Origin of the sequence: Streptomyces sp. NRRL WC-3549 (assembly GCF_000721935.1) — a bacterium.
GTDB lineage: Bacteria > Actinomycetota > Actinomycetes > Streptomycetales > Streptomycetaceae > Streptomyces.
Map to the genome: position 1 here is coordinate 9,040 of NZ_KL585456.1, position 663 is coordinate 9,702.

The 663-nt window shown below is 72.5% G+C and carries 1 protein-coding gene; it reads right to left on the reverse strand.

Going from position 1 to position 663, the window contains the following annotated elements:
• Positions 1–27: 27 nt before the first annotated feature.
• On the reverse strand, positions 28–663 hold a 636-nt coding region (locus IH13_RS0135700), incomplete at its 5' end, for a hypothetical protein (protein WP_234433511.1).

Genomic DNA, 663 nt, shown 5'->3' on the forward strand with positions numbered 1-663 from the left:
TCCTGCCGCCGTCGCGGCCGCGCCGGTTCAGCTGAGCGGCTTGCGGATCTCGGAGCGGACCTTCGCGGTCTCCTCGGCGGCCTTCTCCAGGTCGAGGGAGGCGGCGTCCTTCGAGAGGTCGGCCTGCCGGAGCACGGCGACGGCGGCGGCGGTGTTGCCGTCGCCCCACGCGCACATCGGCATGCCGACGGTCAGGCCCGCCTGCTGGGACCGCACGACCTGGCACTCCACCGTGATGCCGTACCCCTCGGGTTCGAACTCCCGGGGCTCCACGACGACTTCGGCGCCGTCCGCGTCGGCCGCGCCGTCCAGGATCTTGCTCCTCATGAGCGCGGGGGAGGCCAGCCGCCCGTACATGCCGGAGAGCACCAGCACGTCGCCGCCCTCCGAACCGTACTGGGCGACCACCGCCCTGCCGCCCCGGACGCCCGGGTCAAGGGTGCCGTCGATCTTCTTGCCCTCGGTGGCCGACAGATCCTGGTCGAGGGTGAACTCGCCCTCCAGCACCGCCTTCTCGACCACGAGCCGGTGTGTGGCCTCGGGGAAGACCGCGTCCGCGCCGGCGTCGACCAGCTTGTACACGCCGAAACCGATCGCGACCACGAGGACGAGCGCCCCCGCCACGATCCCCAGGATCAGTCCGGTCCGGCTCTTGCGGGGCGG